The 16,426-nt window shown below is 35.6% G+C and carries 18 protein-coding genes; 5 read left to right on the top strand and 13 right to left on the bottom strand.

All coding sequences use genetic code 11. The features are described 5' to 3' along the window. Positions 1-3: 3 nt before the first annotated feature. Together FNE73_RS08930 and ruvB are read right to left on the bottom strand one after the other, a co-directional pair. Complete coding sequence (locus tag FNE73_RS08930; protein ID WP_143884284.1) at positions 4-870, bottom strand: MBL fold metallo-hydrolase; 867 nt, start codon at positions 868-870, stop codon at positions 4-6. Between the two features lie 43 nt (positions 871-913). Next, positions 914-1,936 carry a Holliday junction branch migration DNA helicase RuvB gene (gene ruvB / locus FNE73_RS08925; protein WP_143884283.1) on the bottom strand — a complete coding sequence of 341 codons (1,023 nt, stop codon included), beginning with the start codon at positions 1,934-1,936 and terminating at the stop codon, positions 914-916. 294 nt (positions 1,937-2,230) lie between these two features. On the opposite strand from ruvB, the gene FNE73_RS08920 reads away from it, so the two are divergent. The 4 genes from FNE73_RS08920 (at position 2,231) to FNE73_RS08905 (ending at position 6,428) form a co-directional block, all read left to right on the top strand. Next, complete coding sequence (locus tag FNE73_RS08920; RefSeq protein WP_143884282.1) at positions 2,231-2,689, top strand: DUF1569 domain-containing protein; 459 nt, start codon at positions 2,231-2,233, stop codon at positions 2,687-2,689. A gap of 106 nt (positions 2,690-2,795) precedes the next feature. Continuing rightward, positions 2,796-4,040, top strand: coding sequence for an imidazolonepropionase (gene hutI / locus FNE73_RS08915; protein ID WP_143884281.1), 1,245 nt, complete (start codon positions 2,796-2,798; stop codon positions 4,038-4,040). A gap of 12 nt (positions 4,041-4,052) precedes the next feature. Beyond that, positions 4,053-4,973 carry a formimidoylglutamase gene (hutG, locus tag FNE73_RS08910; protein WP_143884280.1) on the top strand — a complete coding sequence of 307 codons (921 nt, stop codon included), beginning with the start codon at positions 4,053-4,055 and terminating at the stop codon, positions 4,971-4,973. Between the two features lie 162 nt (positions 4,974-5,135). Continuing rightward, positions 5,136-6,428, top strand: a complete 1,293-nt coding sequence (locus tag FNE73_RS08905) for an aldehyde dehydrogenase family protein (protein WP_143884279.1) — start codon at positions 5,136-5,138, stop codon at positions 6,426-6,428. A gap of 73 nt (positions 6,429-6,501) precedes the next feature. On the opposite strand, the gene pyk is transcribed toward FNE73_RS08905, so the two are convergent. Genes pyk through FNE73_RS08880 form a run of 5 tightly spaced genes read right to left on the bottom strand, consistent with a single transcriptional unit; the run spans position 6,502 to position 10,681 of the window. Beyond that, a complete protein-coding gene (gene pyk / locus FNE73_RS08900; protein ID WP_143884278.1) occupies positions 6,502-7,947 on the bottom strand; it encodes a pyruvate kinase in 1,446 nt (481 codons plus the stop codon). Next, on the bottom strand, positions 7,940-8,413 hold the full coding sequence (locus FNE73_RS08895) for an IPExxxVDY family protein (protein ID WP_143884277.1): 474 nt from the start codon (positions 8,411-8,413) through the stop codon (positions 7,940-7,942). Before FNE73_RS08895 ends, pyk begins: the two co-directional genes overlap by 8 nt. Then, positions 8,391-9,155, bottom strand: a complete 765-nt coding sequence (rnc, locus tag FNE73_RS08890; RefSeq protein WP_143884276.1) for a ribonuclease III — start codon at positions 9,153-9,155, stop codon at positions 8,391-8,393. The genes FNE73_RS08895 and rnc overlap by 23 nt, the downstream gene beginning before the upstream one ends. A 10-nt stretch (positions 9,156-9,165) precedes the next feature. Next, positions 9,166-10,410, bottom strand: a complete 1,245-nt coding sequence (gene fabF / locus FNE73_RS08885) for a beta-ketoacyl-ACP synthase II (RefSeq protein WP_143884275.1) — start codon at positions 10,408-10,410, stop codon at positions 9,166-9,168. A 31-nt stretch (positions 10,411-10,441) separates the two neighbouring features. Next, a complete protein-coding gene (locus FNE73_RS08880) occupies positions 10,442-10,681 on the bottom strand; it encodes an acyl carrier protein (RefSeq protein WP_002976354.1) in 240 nt (79 codons plus the stop codon). A 285-nt stretch (positions 10,682-10,966) separates the two neighbouring features. On the opposite strand from FNE73_RS08880, the gene FNE73_RS08875 reads away from it, so the two are divergent. Beyond that, a complete protein-coding gene (locus FNE73_RS08875) occupies positions 10,967-11,503 on the top strand; it encodes a hypothetical protein (RefSeq protein ID WP_143884274.1) in 537 nt (178 codons plus the stop codon). 82 nt (positions 11,504-11,585) lie between these two features. On the opposite strand, the gene FNE73_RS08870 is transcribed toward FNE73_RS08875, so the two are convergent. From FNE73_RS08870 to FNE73_RS08845, 6 genes are all read right to left on the bottom strand, one after another. After that, positions 11,586-12,764, bottom strand: a complete 1,179-nt coding sequence (locus FNE73_RS08870; protein WP_143884273.1) for a DUF3570 domain-containing protein — start codon at positions 12,762-12,764, stop codon at positions 11,586-11,588. A gap of 35 nt (positions 12,765-12,799) precedes the next feature. After that, complete coding sequence (locus FNE73_RS17065) at positions 12,800-13,156, bottom strand: DUF4266 domain-containing protein (protein WP_143884272.1); 357 nt, start codon at positions 13,154-13,156, stop codon at positions 12,800-12,802. Positions 13,157-13,240: 84 nt separating this feature from the next. Beyond that, positions 13,241-14,167: an FAD:protein FMN transferase gene (locus tag FNE73_RS08860; protein WP_143884271.1), complete on the bottom strand. Its 927-nt coding sequence runs from the start codon at positions 14,165-14,167 to the stop codon at positions 13,241-13,243. A gap of 10 nt (positions 14,168-14,177) precedes the next feature. Continuing rightward, on the bottom strand, positions 14,178-14,621 hold the full coding sequence (locus FNE73_RS08855) for a thioredoxin family protein (RefSeq protein WP_143884270.1): 444 nt from the start codon (positions 14,619-14,621) through the stop codon (positions 14,178-14,180). Positions 14,622-14,697: 76 nt separating this feature from the next. Continuing rightward, positions 14,698-15,084 carry a hypothetical protein gene (locus FNE73_RS08850; RefSeq protein WP_143884269.1) on the bottom strand — a complete coding sequence of 129 codons (387 nt, stop codon included), beginning with the start codon at positions 15,082-15,084 and terminating at the stop codon, positions 14,698-14,700. A gap of 200 nt (positions 15,085-15,284) precedes the next feature. Then, positions 15,285-16,424, bottom strand: coding sequence for an efflux RND transporter periplasmic adaptor subunit (locus FNE73_RS08845; protein WP_143884268.1), 1,140 nt, complete (start codon positions 16,422-16,424; stop codon positions 15,285-15,287). Positions 16,425-16,426: the final 2 nt, after the last annotated feature.

Below are 16,426 nucleotides of genomic sequence, written 5' to 3'. Positions count from 1 at the left end.
AAATTAATATCCAAAAACATCATTAAAACTAAAAGTTTCATCAAGACGAACTCCTTTTTCAGTCATTTTCAGACTTGCAAGCTCGTGATGAGCATCATGTTCTAAGAACAGAAGATAATCATTTTCTACACATTGTTTCAGAAACTTAGCTTTTTCTTCTATCGTTAATAAAGGTCTTGTGTCATATCCCATTACATACACTTGTGGAATATGTCCTGTTGTTGGAATTAAGTCAGCAGCAAAGACAATGGTTTTTTCCTGATATTGGATTACAGGAAGCATTTGTTTCTCTGTATGTCCGTCCACAAAAATTACATCCATTTTTAAATCTGGTGCAAAGCCGTAATTTCCGGTTGTAGGAAGCGGTAAAAAATTCAATTGACCACTTTCCTGTATTGGAATGATATTTTCCTTCAGGAAGCTTGCTTTTTCTCTCGCATTTGGTTCTGTTGCCCATTTCCAGTGGTTTTCATTAGTCCAGAACTGTGCATTTTTGAATGCAGGTCTGTATCCTGTCCTGTCGTCATTCCATTCTATAGCACCACCACAATGGTCAAAGTGCAGATGAGTCAAAAATACATCGGTGATATCTTCTTTAACAAACCCATATTTCTGAAGATTTTTATCTAAAGTATCATCTCCCCAGAGCGAATAATGTCCAAAGAATTTATCATCCTGTTTGTTCCCGAGACCGCAGTCAATTAAAATTAATTTTTTTCCATCTTCTATCAGGAGGGAACGCGTTCCCAGTTCAATTAAATTTCTTTCGTCTGCAGGATTTGTTTTTTCCCACAAACTCTTTGGGACGACTCCGAACATGGCACCTCCGTCCAGCTTAAATTTTCCGCATTGTATAGGATATAGTTTCATTGATATATTTTTTTGGTTTCATTGATTTTAATTCAGTGGTGATTTAAAAAAGTTCTCCCGGATTTTTCGGTTTAGCAATATTCAAATGTTTATATGCTTTTTCTGTTACCTCTCGTCCTCTCGGAGTTCTGATGATAAATCCTTCCTGTATAAGAAAAGGTTCATACACTTCTTCCAAAGTTTCAGGATTTTCTGCGATAGAAGTTGCCAAAGCTGATATTCCTACAGGTTTTCCTTTAAAGTTTTCAATCATGACACGCATAATTTTGTTATCCATTTCATCTAAGCCAAATTCGTCTACATTCAATGAATTTAAAGCGTATTTTGTAATTTCAATTTCAATTTCTCCATTTCCTTTAATTTCAGCAAAATCCCTTACTCTTCTTAAAAGAGCATTGGCAATTCTGGGCGTTCCGCGGCTGCGTCTTGCAATTTCAATGGCGGCATCTTCATAAATTTTTATTCCTAAAACACCGGCACTTCGGATAATGATCATTGATAATAATTCAATAGTATAATATTCCAGCCTGCTTTGAATTCCAAATCTTGCGAGCATAGGTTTGGTAAGCATTCCGCTTCTGGTAGTTGCTCCCACTAAAGTAAAAGGATTCAGCCCGATTTGAACACTTCTTGCATTCGGACCGGTTTCCAGCATAATATCTATTTTATAATCTTCCATTGCAGAGTAAAGATATTCTTCTACAATAGGAGAAAGCCTGTGAATTTCGTCAATGAAAAGCACATCATTTTCTTCAAGGTTGGTCAGTAAACCGGCTAAACTTCCGGGCTTGTCCAAAACCGGACCTGATGTAATTTTACAGTTTACACCCAATTCATTCGCAATAATATTAGCTAAGGTAGTTTTGCCCAAACCGGGCGGACCGTGCAAAAGAACATGATCCAGCGCACCGCCACGCTTTTTGGCTGCAGTTACAAACACTTCTAGATTTTCCAGTGTTTTTCTTTGACCGGCAAAATCTTTAAAACTCTGAGGACGTATTTGCTGCTCCTGCATCAGCTCTTCGCTGGAATAATTGTCTTTATCTGGATGTAAAAAATCTGGCATTTATTCAATTTCATTTACTGTAAAGATAGGAATTTTAGTCTAAGGTTTAGAATGAGAAATGGATGAAAAATTAAGATTTGAGAACAACAGATATTTTAAGTATTTTTGATAAAACTTTAGGATAAACTTCTTAACAAGGGATTTTACGAAATATTTGTTTTTATAGAAAGCACCGAATATTCCATATAGTGGGTGTCATATTAAAAAATTATCCAAAAAAAAAGATTGTACATTAACTTTTAAATGAGAAAGTAATTGTCATGATAATTCAACAAATAAGATGATTAAAAAAAAATGAAGAACAAATTAGAGAAACTGTTAGATCAATTAGAAGATAAAATTCCATTTTGTAGAGAATTAAATCAGGAAGTTTCTCCAGCAAATGTTGGATGGCATATAGAACATTCGTTGTTGACATTAGATGAGATTATAAATTTTCTAATTCAATCAAATCCAAATGACTATAAATGGAAATTTAACTTTATTAGAATTGTAGTTTTGACAATGAAAAAAATACCGAGAGGAAAAGCTAAATCACCAAAAGTTGTTCAACCAAAAGAAAATATTGATAATAACGATTTATTGATGCATATATCGAAAACGCGGTATAAAATTAAAGAATTAGAAAATTTATCTGCAGACAAATATTTTGAACATCCATTTTTCGGAAAACTTAGGCTAAGGCAGACTAAAATTTTTCTTGAAATACACACAAAACATCATTTAGAAATAATTGAAGATATTATAAAATAATTGAGAAAATAAAAAAAATGAACTTCCAAAATTGGTTTTTATACTACATTTGGGAATTAGAATTCTATCCACCAAAGTATTTAGTATCAATCTACAGAGAAAATAAATGAAATTAATAGGTCCCTTCAAGCAAGTTGTAACGCTTGCCAATCTTCCGCTAAGAGGAAAACTTTCTGACGAACAGCTTCAAATAATTACTGATGGTGGAATTTTACTCAATAATGATAAAATTCAGCAGGTAGGAAATTTTGAAGTATTAAAATCCAAATACCAAAATGCAGAATTAGAAATCATTGAAGGAGAACAAATTGCTCTTCCGGCTTTTGTAGATTCTCATACCCACATTTGTTTTGGCGGAAATCGTGCGAACGATTTTGCAATGCGGAATGCAGGAAAAACTTATCTCGAAATTGCTGAAAGCGGAGGCGGAATCTGGAGTTCTGTGCAGCATACAAGAGCTGCTTCGGAAAAAGAATTACTGGAAACTTTATTGCAGAGGATTGATTTTTTAATTTCTCTTGGAATTACAACCATCGAAGTAAAAAGCGGTTATGGATTGGATGTTGAAAACGAATTGAAAATGCTTCGTATCATTAAAAAAGCACAAATTCTGACAAAAGCAACCCTAATTCCAACGTGTCTTTCTGCTCACTTGAAACCAAGAGATTTTGATGGAAGTAACGAAGAATATTTGGCATATATTGTAGATGAAATTCTTCCGAAAGTTAAAGAAGAGAATTTAGCAAAACGTGTTGATATTTTTATTGAGAAATCAGCATTTCAGCCTGAAGAAAGTAAAGGGTTTTTACTTAAAACTAAAAATTTAGGATTTGAAATTACCGTACATGCAGATCAGTTTACACCCGGAAGTTCGAGAATTGCAGTAGAAGTTGGCGCAAAATCTGCTGATCATCTTGAGGCAACAATTGATGATGATATTGATTTTTTAGCAAATTCAGATACTGTAGCGACAGCTTTACCCGGAGCCAGTTTAGGATTGGGCGAAAAATTTACTCCGGCAAGAAAACTTTTGGATGCAGGAGCCATTGTCGCAATAGCAAGTGACTGGAACCCAGGTTCTGCGCCGATGGGAAATTTGATTACGCAAGCTTCAATTATAGCAACATTTGAGAAACTTACAACTGCGGAAGTTTTAGCCGGAATAACTTTCCGATCGGCTTTCGCTCTTGGTCTGGAAGACAGGGGAAAACTGGTAGAAGGATATAAAGCTGATTTTATATGTTTTAAAACCGACAATTTTCAGAATGTTCTTTACAATCAGGGTAGTTTAAACGCTGAGAATGTATATATTGATGGATTCAAAGTCGAACAAAGTTACACTACAAGTTAAATAATCGAAACAATGAATACTATTTGGCAGGGAAGATTAGACGGAGAAGAGCTCCTTTACCACAGAATATTTCAAAGAGTAATACAGGAAAGCAATTATGATCTGATTTCAAAAAATAATTTTGTTTTGCACGGTTTTGCTGTGGATGAGGGAGTTAGAAGAAATAAAGGCAGGCAGGGAGCAAAAAAAGCACCTGATGTAATAAGGAAAAATATAGCTAATTTTCCGGTAATATTTCCGGATTTTTCTCTTCTTGATTTTGGAAATATCACTTGTGAAGATACAAATCTTGAAAGTGCTCAAAACTTATTGGCTAAAAATGTGTCAAAGGTTTTACTAAAAGGTGGTAAATCATTAGTTTTAGGCGGTGGACATGAAGTTACTTTCGGTCATTATCGTGGAATCAGAACAGCTTTTCCTGAGCATAAAATCGGGATTGTTAATTTTGATGCTCATTTCGATAACAGACAGCCGGAAAGTGGAGTAGGAGCAAGTTCAGGAACGGGTTTTTGGCAAATTGCACAAGAAGGTGAAATCAACTCTTTACATATCGGAATTCAGAGAAATTCCAATACATTAAAACTCTTTGATACGGCTCATCAGCTTGGAATGAAATATATTTTGGCAGATGAATTATTTTTTGAAAATCTTCCTTCTGTATACGAAAGAGTGAATGAATTGGCAGAATCTGTTGATATTCTTTATATGACTATTTGCATGGATGTTTTTAATGCTTCAATTGCACCGGGAGTTTCCGCATTCGCTTATAACGGGATTTTTGCAGATGCAGCTTTTATGCATTTATACAGGCATATACTTAGAAATGAAAAACTGGCAGCGCTTGATATTGCAGAAGTCAATCCTGATTTTGATATTCAGGATCGCACATCAAGACTCGCTGCAAGCCTAGCCAATGAGTGGTTTATGATTTAGATCTTTAGCAATTATCATTTTACCATTATTCTTTTGACGGATAAGAAATATTTATTTCATAGAATTAATTATTAGCTATACAAGTTACAAGGAACAGCATTTGTAATCATAATAATGCTTTATGAAAAGCAAAAGACTCATTGTCTTTAATACAAAATTAACATGGAAAATTTAATAGAAAATAAGCTATTAAAAGCTGAAAAAACTTTTCAAGAATGGAAGACAATTCCGTTTGAAAAGAAACAGAAACTTATTGCAAAAGCTTCGGAAATATTTAAAAACAAATCTGAATTTTTCGGTGAAATTATAACAAATGAAATGAATAAGCCTATTTCTCAGTCTATCGCAGAAGTCGAGAAATGTGCGTTAATGATGAATTATTATGCCGAAGCTGAAAATATTCTACTTCCTGAAAAAATAGAATCTGAATATAGTATTTCGGAAATACATTATGTTCCCAAAGGGGTAATTCTTGGTGTTATGCCATGGAATTTTCCTTTCTGGCAGGTTTTAAGGTTTGCAACACCTGCAATTCTGGCAGGAAATACAGTAGTGCTAAAACATGCATCAATTTGTTTCGGAAGCGGAAATGCTATTGAGAAAGTTTTTATTGAAGCTGGCTTTCCTGAAGGTGTTTTTCAGAATCTGGAAGTAGGACATCGTGATGTGAAGGAAATTCTGGAACATAAAGTAATAAAAGGCGTAAGTCTTACCGGAAGTGAAAAAGCAGGAGCGGAAGTAGCATCAATTGCCGGAAAAAATATTAAGAAATCACTTTTAGAACTAGGAGGAAGCGATGCTTTTATTGTTTTAGATGATGCTAATTTGGATGAAGCAGCCAAAGTCGGAGCTTTAGCCAGACTGCAAAACTGCGGGCAAACCTGTGTTGCCGCAAAAAGATTTATCATTCAGAAAGATGTTGAATCTGATTTTCTTCCGAAATTCATTGAAGAATATAAAAAATATGTTCCTGCCGATCCTAAACTGAAGGAAACGAAATTGGGAGGAATGGCAAAATCTGATTTGGCAGATGATCTTGAAAAACAGTATCAGAAAGCATTGACCCACGGTGCGGTAGTGATACTTCCGCTGGAAAGAATATCAGATAACGAATTTAATCCGGGATTAATAAGAGTTCAAGAAGGAAATCCGATTTTACAGGAAGAGCTTTTTGGTCCTTTAGGAATGATTATGATTGCTGAAAACGATGATAAAGCACTGGAAATTGCAAATAATGTTCCTTTCGGGCTGGCTAACTCGGTTTGGACTACAAATAAAGAAAGACAGCAGTTTTATATTGAAGGATTAGAATCGGGAACGGTAAATATCAACAGAATGACAAGTTCTGATCCTCGTTTTCCTTTTGGAGGCACAAAATCTTCCGGCTATGGAACAGAACTTTCTTTATTGGCTTTGAAAGAGTTTGTCACTGCAAAAACTATTTTAGCAAAATAAGGTTTAATAGTCAAAAATAATTATAAAAAACCTCACAAAATTTGTGAGGTTTCTTTATATTAAACTGATTGTATCAAATCGTTGTTAATCTCAATGTATTTGTTTTACCACCTTCATAAGATGGAGTAGCATTGATATTGATGACAAAATCTCCGCTTTCAATGTATCCGTAATTATGTGTCAGCATATTTACCTGGATGATGGTTTCATCAGTTGGCTTGTTCATATCATAATAATATGCTCGAACTCCCCAAAGTAAATTCAACATCGTAATTACTCTTTTGTTTCCGCTGTAAACAATAATATGGGAATTCGGACGGTGTGCAGAAAGCTGGAAAGCGGTATATCCTGAACTTGTAAGAGTAACAATCGCAGTAACATTGGTGCTTTTAGCAATTCTTACCGCAGCAAGACAGACTCTATTGGTAATAAATCTGTCGTCAATACAGTTAAAATCCTTTTCGATAGGCTCATTTTTATGCTGATAAAAATGTGTCGTCTCAATATTTTTTACAATTTTTGCCATGTTTTCAACCACCTGAACCGGATATCTTCCAACAGAAGTTTCCCCGGAAAGCATCACTGCATCTGCTCCGTCTAATACAGAATTGGCAACGTCATTCACTTCTGCTCTTGTTGGAGTTAAGCTATTGATCATTGTTTCCATCATCTGAGTGGCAATGATGACAGGCTTAGAATAAAATCTCGCTCTTTCTACAAGGTTTTTCTGAATAGCAGGAACTTCTTCCATCGGAACTTCAACACCCAGATCACCACGTGCAACCATTAATCCATCACATTCAAGCAAAATTTCTTCAATATTTTTTACACCTTCCGGCTTTTCTATTTTAGCAATGATAGGAGTTTTAAAATGACCTTTTGGATGTTTAGAAATTAATTCTTTAAGATCAATAATATCCTGTGCGTGACGTACGAAAGAAAGAGCAATCCAGTCAACTTCCTGATCAAGCATATAATTGGCATCCTGAATATCTTTTTCAGTAAGGGCAGGAAGAGAAACATTGGTGTTAGGAAGGTTTACTCCTTTTTTTGAACTCAATGGTCCACCCTGAATGGTTTTTGCTTTTACGGTATCTATCTTGTTAGTCTCCAAAACTTCAAGTACAAGTTTTCCGTCGTCAATTAATATTCTTTCGCCAACATTTACATCTTGCGGAAACTGTTGATAGGTCATGTAAACTTTGGTAGAGTCACCTTCTATCTTTTCGTTGGTAAAAGTAAGAATGTCTCCGGGATTAAGATAAGATCCTTCTTTTACAACGCCTACTCGTAATTTCGGACCCTGTAAATCTCCTAAGATACCTACCGAATAGCCATACTCTTTGTTGAGTTCTCTGATGATTTTAATATTTGAACTAACTAGGTCGTAATCTGCGTGTGAAAAATTTATTCTGAAAATATCAACACCCGCTCTCATAAGTCCCAGCATAACCTCCTTCGATGACGAAGCAGGACCAAGTGTTGCAATAATTTTTGTCTTCTTTAAATACTTATTCATAATATTGTATTATTTGATAGAGTTCTTCTTCCGAACTCAATTTATAATCTTGAATTGGAAATACAAGATTTTCAGCCAGTAAAATTACGGAAAAATCAGGAAATTGTTCCGAACTATGCAGAATATATTCTACTTCTGGGTGATTATTTAATAAAAATTTAATGTTATCTTCTTCTGAGAAGAGTTCGGTCTGTAGCTTTTTTTGTTTGCTTTCCGAGGATTTGTTGGAAATAAATGTGAAGCATGTTTTGGTGTATTTATGATATGCTTCGTATCGGGGAAACGAAAAATCGTAGTACAAACCATTATAAACAAGATCGTTTATTCTTGAAAATGTTAAATCATTGATCTGATTAATCCTGAAAAAAAACTCATGATCGGGAATATGTTTGGCTAATCTTACCAAGCCTATGGTAATATCTTCAAATTCAGTTTCATCAAAATCATAAAGTTTTTGGACTTCCAAGTATATTTTCTTTTTTATTTAAAATATAAAATGCTCTTTGTGCTGCTTTTTCTTCAGCTTTTTTCTTTGAAGTTTCTGTGGCATTTGCAATCTTTTCTTCACCAAGCCACACATGGCAGCGGAAAACAACAGATTTGTTTACCTGAATTTCTTCGCAGGTTTCATATTTTATATTAATTTTCTTCTTCTGGCTCCATTCAAGCAAAAGACCTTTGTAGCTTACAATTTTATTCTCAAGCTTATTGATTTCCGTTGGGGTAAGCAGTTTTTCTAAAACGATTTTTTTGCAGATTTCGTATTGGAAATCCAGATAAACCGCACCAATTAAGGCTTCAAAGAGATTCCCTGAAATGTTTTCGCCTAAAGCAACAGCATTGTTGTTTTTCTGTAAAAGATCGGTAAGCTTTAAATCTTCCCCTAGCTTATTGAGATTTTTTCTGTTTACAATTTTAGATTTCATCTGAGTCATATACCCTTCATTAGCTTTAGGATAAGTATGAAACAAGTGGCAGGAAATAATTGTACCCAAAACAGAATCTCCTAAAAACTCCAGTCTTTCGTAATTGCTTTCCTGATTTTTAGAAGAGTTTTTAGCTGAAAAAGCTTCTCTGTAAAAGCTGATATTCTGAATTTGAATGCCTAAGATTTTGCTTAGCTCTGTACTCAGAAAGTAATCTCTTTCAGTAAGTTTTCTTTTTCTTTGTTTGAGGAGGAATTTAGAAAAATATTTCTGTAACTCCATTCAGTAATAATTAGATTTTTTTAAACAGAACACAGGCATTGTGTCCACCAAATCCAAATGTGTTACTCATGGCAACTTTTACATCTTTTTTTGCAGCTTCGTTGAATGTGAAATTCAGTCTGCTGTCGATGTTCTCATCATCAGTAAAATGGTTGATTGTGGGAGGAACGATACCATGAATAATTGTTCCCAAAGCAGCAATTGCCTCAATGACACCGGCAGCACCCAATAAGTGACCTGTCATTGATTTTGTAGAATTGATCTGAATGTCATAAGCGTGCTCACCCAATAATCTTGAAATTGCGTTAGACTCCGCAATGTCTCCTAATGGAGTAGATGTACCATGCATATTGATGTGATCTACTTCATCAGCAGTTAGTCCTGCGTCTTCCAGGCAATTTTTCATTACCAGATAAGCTCCTAAACCTTCAGGATGGGGTGCTGTCATGTGATGTGCATCAGCACTCATACCGCCGCCTAATAATTCTGCATAAATTGTTGCTCCACGCTTCACAGCGTGTTCGTACTCCTCAAGAATGATGCAGCCTGCTCCTTCACCTAATACAAAACCGTCTCTGTCTTTATCAAATGGGCGTGATGCTGTTGTAGGGTCGTCATTTCTTGTAGAAAGTGCCATCATTGCATTAAAACCTCCGACTCCGCTTGCTGTAACAGCAGCTTCAGATCCTCCGCAGACGATAACATCTGCTTTACCGAGCTGGATAAGCATCTTAGAATCAATTAATGCATTTGCTGACGAGGCACAAGCCGAAACTGTAGTGTAATTGGGACCATGGAAGCCATATTCAATAGAAATATGCCCCGGTGTAATGTCCGCAATCATCTTAGGAATAAAGAAAGGATTAAATCTCGGAATTTCCGTATTTGCCCAACCCAAAACTTCTGTTTCAAAAGTTTCAAGACCTCCTATTCCTGATCCCCAAATTACGCCGACTCTGTTTTTATCAACATTGTCTTCAATAATTTTAGAATGACTTACTGCTTCTCTTGCAGCGACAAGTCCTAGTTGAGTATTCCTGTCCATCTTTTTAGCTTCTTTCTTGTCGAAATGATCCAATGGATTGAAATTTTTAACCTCACATGCGAACTTAGTCTTGAAGTTTTTGGCATCAAAAAGAGTAATAGGAGCGGCTCCGCTCTTGCCTTTTACAAGACTTTCCCAGTATTCACTCGCATTATTACCTATTGGTGTTATTGCGCCAAAACCAGTTACAACTACTCTTTTTAATTCCATAAACTTTTAAAATTTTCCTTTGTTGAAGATATTATTTATTTACTACTTCCTCTATATACGCGATAGCGTGCCCTACAGTAGTAATTTTTTCAGCTTGATCATCAGGAATCTGAATGTTAAATTCTTTTTCGAATTCCATGATTAATTCAACTGTATCTAGTGAGTCTGCTCCCAAATCATTAGTGAAGCTAGCCTCAGGAGTTACTTCTGTTTCTTCAACGTCAAGCTTATCAGCGATGATAGCTTTTACTCTTGATGCAATGTCTGACATAGTAAATTATTTTTTTAATTGTTAGATGGTGCAAATATATAAAATTCTTTACGATAAAACATTTTTTTCCTCTTTTTTGTGGAAAGAACATACATTATTTAATCTGAATAAAGGTAGTCTTTTAGTTATCAATTATTTATGACTGATGTGGTTTTAAATCTTATTTTTTTTAATAGAAAATAATTTTTTTACCCGTGAATTATTTTAAATGAAGTAACTCGTACTTATTTTGATTTATTTTAAACTAGATTAAATGGTTTTCGGCAGGCTTTTAAAACTATATATTTGCTAACTGATTTCATAAGAGAATTAGATATGCCGGTTTTTGATCAGAGATTAATTCCAATGACGGATTTTGTGATTGAATATTATTCTAATGAAGGATATGCAGACCTTCATACACTCAATCTGATGAATAATTATGCAAAATTTCTCAGAATGCCTCTTCGTCTGGATATGTTTGTTCCTCTAGACGAGAAAGGAAATGTTCTTAAGGAACCTAAAAATTATCAAATTTGGAAATCTTTACCACACAATCAGGAGATAAGTACTGATGAAAATTCAGGAAATAAAATTTTAGATGAGAAAAGGTTTTTTCAAAGAGCTGAAGCAAAGATATTGTTTGAGGGTTTTGAGTTTGCCTATAACGGGTTTTCTGTCGCAAGATTAACGGTATCTTATAATTCTTCAATAGAATTGTCTTTTAATAAAAACGAACAAATTTTTCAGGGTTTTGCAGATATTGAATCACTTGTTTCACTTGGAGAAATTTATCTCAGCCAGTCTGCTTTAAATTTAATTGGATTAAAAGCCAATCTTTAATTGTATAAAATTCAGGGGTTTGTAAAACCATCATTAATTAAAGTACATGACCCGCAAAATTATTAGCAGGTCATGTTGATTTTTACTTAAACCTTAAATTTAACGAAATAATATCAGATTTCATCCCGATGGATTTCGTGTAATGTCCGTACCGTATTTCAAGCATATTCAGTCGTTCTACGCCAAATAATCCGTTCTTCGGACTGATTCTGATTCCTGCTCCGTAAAAATGGCTGTTGAATTTTGACAGATCATAATTGCTGGTGTAAAAATCGTCAAATGCCGTATGCTGCTGATAAGGCGCAAAATATTTAGCCGCAGTCTGAGAATAATAACGATAGAAAGGACTCACCGAAACAAAAGGTGAAACTTTCACCGGTGTCTCTAAGCTGAAAGTATTGGATTTCAAGCCCCAATCGTCCGTATAATAACGGTAATACGCTCTCAGAATCACTTTGTCTCCCAGGAAATAATTAGCTCTCACTCCCAAAGGTATTTTAAATCTTTTATCCGGCAAAGCTTCCTGATGAACAGAATTGTCATTAAAATATACCCTATGGAATGGCAGACCTAAATATCCTGTCTGCTGAACAGCATCCCCCAAAATTTCAATTTGGAAATTTTGATTAATGATCTGTGAGTACGCCAGAGACAAGGCAAAAGTATTTCTTCCTTGTGTTCCCGAACTTTGCACCGAAGGATCATTTCGGAGTTCAATTGGGACGATCATTTTTACCTGATCCAGAAAAGCTTGAAATTTAGCGGTAAATTCTCCCATCTTGTTAGGTGTTTTTTTTGCAAAACCAATATTGGCACTGTATGATTGATAATCATATTCGCTGGAAGAAGAAATTGCAGCAAGCAGGGTAGTTCCTTTTTCTTCGTTCTCGCGGCTCCAGCTTAATGCAGGATAAATTCTGTTGTCTGCGTGGGAAGCCGATGAATTCGCTTTCAGGTCAATCATATCCGAAGATGCGGAAGTATAATGATCAATCCCGACACTTACATTGAATTTATTTTTACGGTCTTTTTTATCGTATTTCACCATCGTTACATCGATCGTGTTGGAAATATCGGTCAGTTTTTCTGAGCCGATTCCTCCTGTAACGGCAGAATTGTTTCCGTCCTGTTTGTAGTAACTAGAAACTAAATTAGCTTCTTCAAAAGTCAGCTTTTTGGGCTGTTCGTTATTTGTGTTTTCCTGTGCTTTTGCATTAAATATTCCGAAAAGAGCAACAACACTTATGATTATTTTTTTCATTGTAGATCACATTAAATTTTTACCATTCTCTTTTCTTAATTGCATCCGCAACCACCGCCCACTTTTCCGGCATTGACTCCTGAAGAACCTTCTCTGTAAGACTGAAAGCTCAGTTCGGTCTTCTCAATGATTCTGTTTCCGAGCACCATTTCGGCATCGTTGAGCTTATTTTTTTCGTATTCTTTTACAGTGGTACAGGAATTCAGCAAAGGAATTGTTACTATCGAAAGAACTGCAATGGTTTTGTAATTTAAAACGTTGAATCTTCGCAGCCCGGCTTGAACGGAGCTCTTTTTGTGAGGAACGAGCAAAAAAGCGGGAGTGGAAGACGGAGAAAGCTGCCCAAATAAATATCCGAAAAGCTTCTGAGTTTGTTTTATAAGGTCTGTCATTTGTATTGATTTGTTTTTAAAGTTGATTTAATTGCTTTAGTATGAATCAGATACCGAGGATTTTGTTCTGATAAACAAAGTATTTTATTTTAAATTAATGTTTTGAGATGAATAAATTCTGTCCTCATCGTCGATGATGATACACTCCAGATGATTGATCTGGTTGATCATACCGAGTGCGGCATCGATTCCCATAATACTGACGGGAGTCGCCATTGCATCGGCAATTTCTGCGTTGGGACAAAATACTGTAACACTTTTCACGCCCGAAACAGGCATTCCTGTTTTGGGATTGATGGTATGAGAATATTTTTTACCGTTGATGACCACGAATTTCTCGTAATTTCCTGACGTTGCAACCGCCATATCGGTGATATTCATATAAGAAAAAGGCTGTTTTGCATTGTCGGGATCGGCAATTCCTACAGTCCAGGGTTTTCCGTCCGCCTGATTTCCCCAAGTTGTCAAATCGCCGGAAGCATTTACAATTCCGGCATTCACATTTCTATCCTGAAGAATTCTTTTTGCCCTTTCTGCGGCATATCCTTTCCCGATTCCTCCAAAACCGATGCGCATTCCTTTTTCTTTAAGGAAAACGGTCTGATTGTCGCGATCGAGAATAATATTCTGATAATTAACCAGTTTCAGATGATCTTTTATTTTTTCGGGATCGGGAAGTTCTTTCATTTCACAGTCGAAATTCCAGAAACTTTTATCGATTCCGCCGTAAGAAATATCGAAGTAACCGTCTGTAATTCTGCTGATCCGTAAGCTTCTTTCAATAAGGTCAAAAATTTCCCAATCTACTTTCACGGGTTTTAATCCCGCATTTTGATTAATGAGATTAGTCTGACTGTCATCGCTGAAAGTAGTCAAAAGCTTTTCGATTCTTCGGATTTCGGCAATGGCTGCATCAATATGATCATAAGCAAGTTTTTCATTATCGCTTACAACGGTAATTTCAAAAGCATTCCCCATCAGTTTCTGAGGTCTTTTGAATTCTCTAAGCATCTCTATTATTTTATTTTTGATTTTCCCTGATTTCCCTGATTTCCTTACTGAAAGCCAGTGCATTTTCTGAAGGCAGTCCTTCCCAGCTTTTCAGAATTTTTCCTTCTGAATTTAGTAGAAGTGTATACGGAAACAAGCCTTTTTTATTATATGCATCGGCAAGAGAGGCATTTTCTTTTTTCAGATCGGCAGATAGCTGATTTTTCTTATTTCTCGGGAAATCTGCGTTGATGTACACAATTACTTTATCAGATTCCAGTTTTTTGAAATCTTCTGTTTCGATGATATTTTTATGAAGCTTGATACACGGAATACACCAGTCTGAGCCGGAAAAATTAAGCAGAATCAGTTCTTTGTTTTCTGCTGCGGTTTTTTTTGCGTTTTCCAGTCTGCTTTGTGCGTGGAAACCAACGGATAATACAACCATAAGAATGGCTGATAATAATGTTTTCATTATTTTAAATTTTATAATGATTTTGAAAAATAAATGATGTGTTTTGATTAAAGTAAAATCAAAATTTCAAATGGTTTTAAGTAATAGATTTCGGCGGTTCCCAGACAGACCCGGTAAATCCTTTGTAGCAGAAATCTTCGTCTTTTGAAGGAATTTTATGAGACACAGAAATTTTGAAAGAGTTATTCTGAAGTTCCAACTGAAAACCTTGCTGAAGTGTAAAAACAAGGTTTAATGGTTTTGCGTGGATAATAAAAGGCAGTTTTCTGTCTTTACCGTAATCTCCGTCTTTTGCAGGATGATCGTAATGTGCTTTGAAAAATGCGATCAGCGGCATTTCCGGATTAAGATGTTTATGTTCCCAATAATGTTCCACCAAAGCTGGAATCTTAAAAAGCTGATACAGCTCGGTTGTAGAAACCAAGAATAAGGATAGTAACAATATGGAAACCAACTTTTTCACACAATCAAATTTATTAAATTTCCCGTTAAGAATGATTTTAAATTAATCCGGATTATAACGCTAAAATGTTCAATAAATTGTTCAGCTTTAGTTTATTGTTTAAACTATAAACTTGTCTGAATTAATTCTGAAATTGGTTCAGACAGACTTTACATTTTTAACTGACGAATAATGATATCAAATTACTTTAAACTTAATATTTATTCTTCTTCCTCCGTATTTTTAAGCTTCATCAAAAGCGTATAAGCATTTTTGGTCACGATCTTTTTATTCTTAAAATCATCAAAATTGAGGATCTGGATAAATCCGTTTTCCGTTTCCCCCAAAGTAACCGGAGTCAATCGGTACGTCTGCTTTTTAACCTCAACAAAAACAAAGTCTTTGCCTTCAAAATTCACGATGCTTTCTTCCGGAACTGCATTGGAAAAGGAGGTGCTGGTTTCAATTTCGGCATTCATATACATTCCCGGAACAAGACTGTGATCGTACTGATCAAAATGGCAATGAACTTCCGCTAAACCGCCCTGACTGATATCTTTACTGATGAGAAGAATTTCCCCATAATATTTTTTGCCCGGATCTGCATTGGTATATGCTGCGAAACGCTGTCCTTTTTTCAGGTTTTCCAGGTCTTTTTCGTACACTTTAAGATTCAGGTGGATGTCATCGGGATTGATAAGCTCAAAAAGCACATCCGAAGGATTTACATATTTTCCGATGTTCACATTCACTTTGCTTACAAATCCGTTGATTGAGCTATACACCGGAACGCTTTTCGTAATGCTTCCCGATTTTAAAGATTCCGGATTGATATTGATGAGTCTGAGCTGCTGCGCCAATGAATTCATTAAAATTCTCTGGCTGTTCATTTCAGACTGAGCGAGCTGCATGGCTTTATTACTGCTTGCCTGACTTTGGTTCAGTGTTTTCTGACGGTTGTAATCCAGTTCTGCAAAATGTGCTTTGGATCTTGCCAGTAAATAATCCTGCTGAAGCTGAATGAACTGCGGATTTTCAATCACGGCAATCACCTGACCTCTGGAAACCGGCATTCCCGGAAGAAGATTACTGGATTTCAGATAACCGCCAAGCGGAATGCTTACAGAAACCAGATTTTGAGGCGGAACATCGATCATCCCGTTTAATTTCAGGGTGGAAGCGATATTCTGTAACGAAAGTGTGGTTGTTTCTATCGGTGCATTTCTTAACTGAGCATCCGTTAAAGTGACTATATTTTCGTCTTTCGGGATATTTTTTTCCTGTTTGGGAGCTTCTTCTTTTTTACATTGAATGAATACAAAAAAGCTTATTAATAAGGTATATATTGAAATTGATTTCATTT

This window comes from Chryseobacterium binzhouense, from assembly GCF_007474545.1.
Lineage (GTDB): Bacteria > Bacteroidota > Bacteroidia > Flavobacteriales > Weeksellaceae > Chryseobacterium > Chryseobacterium binzhouense.
Note: the sequence above shows the minus strand (reverse complement) of the source record. Positions and strands in the feature narration are given on the sequence as shown.